The organism is Mucilaginibacter sp. P4_G9, from assembly GCF_056400985.1.
This window is the reverse complement of the sequence record NZ_JBFUKF010000238.1, coordinates 1-7,716: the sequence shown is the minus strand read 5'-3', so window position 1 is coordinate 7,716 and position 7,716 is coordinate 1. Positions and strand designations below refer to the sequence as shown.

Annotated in this window: 10 protein-coding genes; 5 read left to right on the top strand and 5 right to left on the bottom strand. The window is 41.1% G+C overall.

The window, feature by feature from the left end:
• Positions 1-79: 79 nt before the first annotated feature.
• From AC1DPZ_RS18070 to AC1DPZ_RS18060, 3 genes are all read left to right on the top strand, one after another.
• Positions 80-514: a DinB family protein gene (locus tag AC1DPZ_RS18070; protein WP_477405932.1), complete on the top strand. Its 435-nt coding sequence runs from the start codon at positions 80-82 to the stop codon at positions 512-514.
• Position 515: 1 nt separating this feature from the next.
• Positions 516-932 (top strand): DUF3052 family protein, encoded by a 417-nt coding sequence (locus AC1DPZ_RS18065; RefSeq protein WP_477405930.1) that lies wholly within the window; start codon positions 516-518, stop codon positions 930-932.
• Between the two features lie 94 nt (positions 933-1,026).
• Complete coding sequence (locus AC1DPZ_RS18060) at positions 1,027-1,461, top strand: OsmC family protein (protein WP_477405928.1); 435 nt, start codon at positions 1,027-1,029, stop codon at positions 1,459-1,461.
• A 116-nt stretch (positions 1,462-1,577) separates the two neighbouring features.
• Here the strand turns inward: AC1DPZ_RS18060 and AC1DPZ_RS18055 are convergent, their stop codons facing one another.
• Positions 1,578-1,961: an SRPBCC domain-containing protein gene (locus AC1DPZ_RS18055; RefSeq protein WP_477405926.1), complete on the bottom strand. Its 384-nt coding sequence runs from the start codon at positions 1,959-1,961 to the stop codon at positions 1,578-1,580.
• A 23-nt stretch (positions 1,962-1,984) separates the two neighbouring features.
• On the bottom strand, positions 1,985-2,575 hold the full coding sequence (locus tag AC1DPZ_RS18050; protein WP_477405924.1) for an acetate uptake transporter: 591 nt from the start codon (positions 2,573-2,575) through the stop codon (positions 1,985-1,987).
• 106 nt (positions 2,576-2,681) lie between these two features.
• On the opposite strand from AC1DPZ_RS18050, the gene gpmA reads away from it, so the two are divergent.
• On the top strand, positions 2,682-3,371 hold the full coding sequence (gene gpmA / locus AC1DPZ_RS18045; protein ID WP_477405922.1) for a 2,3-diphosphoglycerate-dependent phosphoglycerate mutase: 690 nt from the start codon (positions 2,682-2,684) through the stop codon (positions 3,369-3,371).
• Positions 3,372-3,477: 106 nt separating this feature from the next.
• Positions 3,478-3,963, top strand: coding sequence for a hypothetical protein (locus AC1DPZ_RS18040; protein WP_477405920.1), 486 nt, complete (start codon positions 3,478-3,480; stop codon positions 3,961-3,963).
• Positions 3,964-4,063: 100 nt separating this feature from the next.
• On the opposite strand, the gene AC1DPZ_RS18035 is transcribed toward AC1DPZ_RS18040, so the two are convergent.
• The 3 genes from AC1DPZ_RS18035 to AC1DPZ_RS18025 all read right to left on the bottom strand — a co-directional run.
• Positions 4,064-5,275: a homoserine dehydrogenase gene (locus tag AC1DPZ_RS18035; RefSeq protein WP_477405918.1), complete on the bottom strand. Its 1,212-nt coding sequence runs from the start codon at positions 5,273-5,275 to the stop codon at positions 4,064-4,066.
• Entirely contained in the window at positions 5,275-6,330 is a 1,056-nt protein-coding gene (locus AC1DPZ_RS18030) for a homoserine O-acetyltransferase family protein (protein ID WP_477405916.1), read from the bottom strand. Before AC1DPZ_RS18030 ends, AC1DPZ_RS18035 begins: the two co-directional genes overlap by 1 nt.
• A gap of 88 nt (positions 6,331-6,418) precedes the next feature.
• On the bottom strand, positions 6,419-7,716 hold a 1,298-nt coding region (locus AC1DPZ_RS18025; RefSeq protein WP_477405914.1), incomplete at its 5' end, for an O-acetylhomoserine aminocarboxypropyltransferase/cysteine synthase family protein.

Here is a 7,716-nt window from a genome sequence, read left to right as displayed (position 1 = left end):
GTTTAAGGCTTTGAAGTTAATGGTTTTGTAATTTAATATGAAATAACAATCTTTAAATACTTATTTTGAAAACATAACCATGACCACCACCTCAGCAATTTTAAACAATGCCATCAATAATTTTCTGCAGATAAAAACCGAACAGCTTGATTGGGAAAACAAACCCACGCCCAATAAATGGTCAAAAAAGGAAATCATCGGCCACCTAATTGATAGCGCGCAAATAAACCTGCAGCGTTTTGTGCGCTGCACTTACGAAGAGAATTTCAGACTTACTTATGAGCAGGTGGAATGGGTTGCAGCGCAGCATTACCAAAAAGCTGATATTAATGATCTGCTTGATTTGTGGAGCTTACTTAACCGGCAAATAATAAGGGTTTGGGAAAACTACCCGGCAGAAAGGTTAACAGCCCGTTGCGATAACAGTAAACAGGAGCCCAACCTCCAAACTGTGGAATGGCTGGCAAATGATTACGTTGAGCATTTATTGCACCACCTCAAACAAATTAATTAACATGGCAGGCTACTCAGGTACTCCGTTGGCAAAAAAGCTGGGCATAAAAACAGCGGCCAAAATAATGTTGCTTAACGCACCCGATTATTACCTGCAATTGTTTACGGATTTACCTACTGAAGTTTATTTTGTAGATGAAGCGGCGGTAAAAAAAGATGTGATCCATTTTTTCACCAAACAAYGGGATGAATTTTTGACTGTGCTTCCCCAATTAATGAACCAAATGAAACCTGATGGCATGATATGGGTATCCTGGCCAAAGAAAGCGTCAAAAGTTGTTACCGACATTACCGAAGATGTCATCAGGGATTTTGCCATCAAAATTGGGCTTGTGGATATAAAAGTTTGCGCCATTGACGAAACATGGTCGGGTTTAAAATTGGTTATACCAGTTAAAGACAGGGCGCAGTTTAAATGAAACTTTTTTGGTAATGTCAGCGTAAATAATGATGCACTTAATTAGCAACACTAAATTTAATATCTAACTTAGCATTATTATAAACTACAACACTATGTCTACAATAGAACTTAAACGTGTACATGGCGATTTCGGCTTCGAGGCTGTAGATGCCAATGGTCATACTGTAAAAATGGATAGCAGCCCCGAAAGCGGTGGTCAGGATTTTGGTATACGCCCTATGCAAATGCTTTTAATGGGCCTGGCCGGTTGCTCTGCAATTGACGTTATCAGCATACTTAAAAAACAACGTCAGGACGTAAAAGATTATAAAATGGTAGTAAACGGCGAACGTGAAGCAGGTAAAGAACCTTCACTTTGGCAGGATATTGATATTGAATTTCATTTATATGGCGATATTGATGAAGACAAAGCAGCCCGCGCTGCTGAATTATCACTCAATAAATATTGTTCGGTAGCGGCAACGCTTGGTAAAGCAGGTGCCGATATTAAATCGAAGGTGTTTGTGCACCCGGCGGTTACAATTTAAAATATCATGCAAATCAAGGCTGGTCAATAGCTGCCCTTAAACACCAAAAGCCACTCGACCTGAGTGGCTTTTGGTGTTTAAAAGCCTTTTCTTTTTGAATGGAGTGGGGCGAGGCCTTATTCTCCTTCAAAAAAATCAATCAGCCCGCCAAAATAGCTGTAGGTCCAGCCTTCGGTTATATCATCAAAATCCTCATCGGGGATATTGGTATGCCTCAGCTCGGCAGATGTGCCCTGTTTATCGGGGTGCAATTTGATGGTTACTATCGAGTCATCAGATTTACCTTCAAAATACCATTGCTGCACAATTTTTTTGCCGGGTTCAAACTCCAGGTTTTTACCGGTTATGCTGCCATCCCACATAGAAAATTCTGAACCTGGTTCGGTACTCATTTCTGCAACCTCGCCGGTCCATAATTCAATGGTAACAGGGTTGGTAAGGGCTATATAAATTTCGTCGGGCGTTGCCGGTATGCTATAGTATTTTTTAAAATCTTTCACCTGCGCAATTTAGCAACATTATTTTAAACCTTTACAGGTCCAATAGGTAATACAACACGCCCGTAAACTTCATTAAGCACATTGGCAATGCCGGTATATATGGCAGATGCACCGCAAATAATACCTTCATAACCAGCCAAATGTTTAATTGTCGCATTTCCGGTGGCATCGCCGGCTACTAATAAAAAGAATAGGATAGTTAATGATCCAAATACAAACTGGAGTGCCCTGTTTAATTTTAGTGTACCAAAAAACAACAGTAAAGTAAAAACACCCCATACACTTAAGTAAGCGCACATGGCACCTTCTGAAGCAGCTGTAGCCCAGCCTAATTTGGGCATAACAATAAGCCCGACTAACGACAGCCAGAAAAAGCCGTAGGATGTAAATGCGGTTAGCCCAARGGTGTTGTTCTTTTTAGCTTCAATAACACCGGCTATAACTTGCGCCAGGCCACCGTAAAATATACCCATGGCCAGTATCATACTGTTCATTTCAAAAAAGCCGGCGTTATGAATGTTTAATAAAACGGTGGTCATACCAAAGGCGCAAAGCCCAAGCGGGGCAGGGTTGGCAATACCATCCTTTACAGGAACAGGTGTAGTTGGAATCATAATTGGTTTAGCATTAGTTTGGTTTATAACGCAAGCTAATTGAATTATAAATATTTTACAATTTTTTTTACAACTCGCGGCTTACATTTGCGTTAAGTAAATACCTATGCAAAAAATAGTATTGATACGCCACGGTGAAAGCACCTGGAACCTCGAAAACCGCTTTACCGGCTGGGAAGATGTAGACTTATCCGAAAACGGTTACCTGCAAGCCCATAAAGCAGGGCAGATCCTAAAAAAGAACGGCTACAATTTTGACGCCGGTTTTACATCATACCTGAAACGATCAATAAAGACGATGCATTTTGTATTGGAGGAGCTTGATCATTTATGGATCCCGGTTGAAAAATCTTGGCGACTGAATGAGCGCTTTTATGGCGCCCTGCAAGGCATGAATAAAGATGAAGCCGTTGCCAAATACGGTGCCGAACAGGTGCTAAAATGGAGGCGCGACCCCAATGAACACCCACCAGCTATAACCAAAGATGATCCGCGATATCCGGGGCACGACCTACGTTATAAACATTTGACAGAACGTGAATTACCATTAACCGAAAATCTAAGCGAAACAATGGACAGGGTTTTACCCTTTTGGAATGAAACTATTATAAAAGCATTGCGGCATAACCAAAGGGTAATTGTGGTTGCCCATGGCAACAGCCTGCGCTCGCTAATAAAATATATTGATTGCCTTAGCGATGAAGAAGTAACCCAACTGGAAATCCCTACAGCTACGCCCTGGGTTTATGAGCTTGATCATGGATTAAAACAGATAAGGCATTATTATTTGGATTGAGATTTAATGAAACCCCAGAACTAAGCTTCTTCTGCAATCAGCTACCCAAAATGCGCCGTATTTGTTTATATTCGTTGCCATTATAAACCATATCATAAATTAGAAAATGAAGAAGGCTGATATTTATGAAATAACCATAAAAATCCTGGGTATTTACCTTTTGGTGTCCAACTTATCTAAAGTGCCCGGCTTTTTTACATTTTTAAAAAGTTTTGGCGCTGTTTCATCATCCGATCATGCCGGCGAGCAGATGAATTTGTTTTGGCTGAACATTGCAAACTTTGTGCTGATGCTGGCACTATCCCTTTTCTTAATTATTGGCACCCGGTTTATTACCCGTTTGGTAACCAACACAGCCGACAGCAAAGAAAATGTAAAACTGTTTGCCGATAGAAAAGTGATTTATGAAATAGCACTGATCATCATAGGTGGGTTGCTTATTGTAAATACCTTACCCGATTTGCTTTACCGTTTATACACTTTAGCAAGCGTTAGCGATCAAAACTCGGCAATATCATCAGTAACAAAAATATTTATTGGTATTATGACTGTGGCTTATGGAAAACGGATTGCCGTTTTTTTTGCTAAATAAGGATACTTAGAAAAAAAATAGAAATAAAAAAGACTCCGGTCCGGAGCCTTTTTATTGTTTAAACAACAACGAAAATTTGCATAGAACTTCGACTGTTTGTTTATACCGCTGCTAAGCTAACACCCGTTAGCTGACCGGCAAAGGCAACAAATGCCTTGCTATCGGATATACGGGTTTGATTATCTACCAGGTTTTGCAAATTTACTTTTCCAATAACAAACTTATAACTACCTGAATAATAGCGTTCCTGTATATGAATAAATTGCAATGCATCAACTAAACTCTCGTCATCATACCTTAAATAGATATCCAATTCAATATTATTAGTGAATTGGAGGTCGGTTTTTTCCTTGGCTTTTTTATACTCATACTGATAGCTATAACGCAGTGCCGCTATATCAGACAATACCGCCGAGCCGGTAGGGTGGCCGCCAGCCCCTTTACCAAAAAAGAATTGCTGATCGGCAAAGGCGGCCTGTACCGTTACACCGTTGTATTCATATTCTACATTGTATAAAAACTCGGTTTCATTTACAAATTTTGGTAATACAAACAGGGCTACGTTTCGCTCATCCAGTTCCTTAGCTACAGGAACTAATTTAATCTTCAGGTTTTTTTCGCGGGCATATTGCAGATCCTGCGCTGCCAGGTTTTGAATCCCTAAATTGAAAACCTTGTGTGGTGGAATAACAACTCCGYAAGCATGCGCGGCGGCAATAACCAGCTTGTATTTGGCATCAAAACCACCAACATCACTTGTTGGATCGGTTTCGGCGAAGCCAAGGTCCTGCGCTTGTTTCAGGGCGCTGTCATAATCCAAACCTTCAATAAATCCTTTTGAAAGTATGTAGTTTGATGATCCGTTAAAAATACCGCTTATAGAGTGCAGTAATTCGTTGTCATAATATTCCTCCAGGTTACGAATGATGGGGATACTACCGCAAACCGCGCCTTCATATAGGAGGGAAGTGCCATATTTATGTTGAAGCGCTATTAATTCTTCCAAATGCAACGCGATCATTTTTTTACTTGCCGATACTACATTTTTGCCGCTGCTTAAGGCTCTTGAAACAATTTCGAAAGCGGCTTCGGTATCGTTTATCAGCTCAACAATGGTGTTTATCTCCGGGTTGTCGAGCAATTCATTTTTATCAGTGGTAAAAAATTCTGCCGGTAATGTGCGCTTTTTATGCGGGTCTTTTATAGCGAATTTTACTATTTCGATGTTTAAATTTTTAGTTTTGATGATATCATATAATCCCTGCCCAACTACTCCAAATCCAAATAATCCTATACTTAACTTTTTACTCATTACGCTGTACGTTGCAATTCTATAATTTTTCCTTTTACATCGGTTTTAAAAAACGATGTGATAATATTTGTCAATGCTTCTGTTTCAATTAAAAATCCATCATGTCCATAAAACGAATCCAGTTCGGCAAAGGCCGATTTAGGAATATGCCTGAACAGGTATTCCTGCTCCTCAATAGGGAATAACACATCTGATTTTATGCCGATAACCAGTGTACGCGCTTTGATAAGGCTTAGCGCTTTTTCTACACCATTACGGCCACGGCCCACATTGTGCGAATCCATAACTTTGGTTAAATACCAGTAGCTATGCGCATTAAAGCGGTTTACTAACTTTTGGCCCTGATAAGCCTGGTAGGTAGATGCCTTAAAATCATCTGTTTTGGCATCCGTTTCTTCCTGTTGAGTTATGCCATATGTTTTATATGTACGGTAGGAGAGCAGGGCAATGCTGCGCGCGGCTTTCAAACCATTGAGGCCACCATCAACAGTGTTATTATGAAAAGTAGGATCGGCACTTAATGCCAAACGCTGTGATTCGTTAAATGCTACTCCCCAGGGAGAATGGCGGGCATTGGTTGCTATCAGTATCAAATTTTTAATCCGCTCGGGCTCAATAATTCCCCATTCAATAGCTTGCTGGCCGCCTAATGAGCCACCAATAAGGATATGGATATTACCTATCCCCAAATGATCTGCCAAAAACTGATGTGCTTTTACAATATCCCTGATAGTAAACTGCGGAAAAGCCTGTAAATAAGGCTGCCCGTTTGCCGGGTTAATACTTAAAGGGTTGGTTGTGCCATAAGGCGAACCCAGGATATTGGCGCATACTATAAAATGCTCTTCGGCATTAAATTTATTACCTGTGCCTACAAAACCTTTCCACCAATCATAAACATCCGAATTAGCGGTTAGGGCATGGCATACCCATACCACATTATCTTTTGCTTTGTTAAGCCTGCCATAAGTATGAAAGCCTATCTCCAGTTCATGTAATTCCTCACCGGATTCAAGGCCGAATGGTTGAGTGTACTTAAATATTTCTGTGTTCATTCTTTTGTCTTGTTATCGCGGGTGCAGCTGATTTTATTGTCAGCCGCAGCCCGTAACAACTTTACTATATCACTTAAAAAAAACTATACTATACTAATTGGGCCGATGCCCTTTTTATTTTGGCAAATGCCTGTTCAAAATCTGCTTTAATATCATCAATATGCTCAATACCCACAGCAACGCGTAACGAATTAGGCCTTACACCTGCCGATAACTGTTCCTCATCAGAAAGCTGCTGATGCGTAGTTGCCGATGGCTGAATGATTAATGTTTTTGCGTCACCAACATTAGCTAAATGACTTACCAGTTTAAGATTATCAATTAGTTTACCGGCATCTTCTTTATCACCGTCTATTTCAAAGGATAATACCGCTCCAAAACCATTTTTAAGGTATTTTTTAGCCAGTTCATGATAAGGTGATGACTCCAGTCCCGGATAGTTAACTGTCGCGACTTGTGGATGCTGGTCGAGCCATTTGGCAAGCTCCAGTGTGTTATCTACATGGCGCTGTACACGCAATGAAAGGGTTTCTAATCCCTGGATGTTCAACCACGAATTAAATGGTGATTGCGAAGGGCCAAAATCTCTAAGGCCTTCCACACGGGCACGAATTATAAACTGAATGTTACCAAACGGGCCGCCAATGCCAAACACATCGGCAAATACCAAGCCGTGGTAACCTTCAGACGGCTCTGTAAACTGCGGAAACTTGCCATTGGCCCAGTTATAAGTACCACCATCAACTATTGCACCGCCAATGCTGGTACCATGACCACCTATCCATTTGGTAGTTGATTGTACCACTATACTTGCCCCATGTTCCAATGGGCGAAACAGATAGCCGCCTGCTCCAAAAGTATTATCAACTATCAGGGGCAGATCGTGCTTTTTAGCCAGAGCGCCTACCTTGTCAAAATCGGCAATGGTAAAACCTGGGTTGCCTATGGTTTCCAGGAAGATGGCTTTGGTTTTACCATCGATGAGGGCTTCAATACTTTCGGCAGTATCGTCTTTGGCAAAACGCACATCGATGCCTAAGCGCTTAAAGGCTACCTTAAACTGGTTATAAGTACCTCCATATAAAAATGGCGAGGTAACAAAGTTGTCGCCAACCTGTAATATATTATTTAATGCAATGAATTGTGCTGCCTGGCCCGATGCCGTAGCTAATCCTGCAATACCACCCTCTAAAGCCGCTATACGTTTTTCAAACACATCGGTAGTGGGGTTCATTAATCGGGTATAAATGTTGCCAAACTCCTTTAAGGCGAACAGGTTTGCACCATGCTCGGCGCTTTTAAATACGTAAGATGTGGTTTGGTAAAGCGGCACGGCGCGCGCACCTGTAGTTGGGTCAACTTCCTGGCCGGCGTGTAGTTGTAAGG

Excerpts from the sequence above, each read along its gene's own strand:
- AC1DPZ_RS18070 (WP_477405932.1), top strand. The coding sequence starts at position 80 with ATGACCACCACCTCAGCAATTTTAAACAATGCCATCAATAATTTTCTG.
- AC1DPZ_RS18060 (WP_477405928.1), top strand. The coding sequence starts at position 1,027 with ATGTCTACAATAGAACTTAAACGTGTACATGGCGATTTCGGCTTCGAG.
- gpmA (WP_477405922.1), top strand. The coding sequence starts at position 2,682 with ATGCAAAAAATAGTATTGATACGCCACGGTGAAAGCACCTGGAACCTC.
- AC1DPZ_RS18040 (WP_477405920.1), top strand. The coding sequence starts at position 3,478 with ATGAAGAAGGCTGATATTTATGAAATAACCATAAAAATCCTGGGTATT.
- AC1DPZ_RS18030 (WP_477405916.1), bottom strand. The coding sequence starts at position 6,330 with ATGAACACAGAAATATTTAAGTACACTCAACCATTCGGCCTTGAATCC.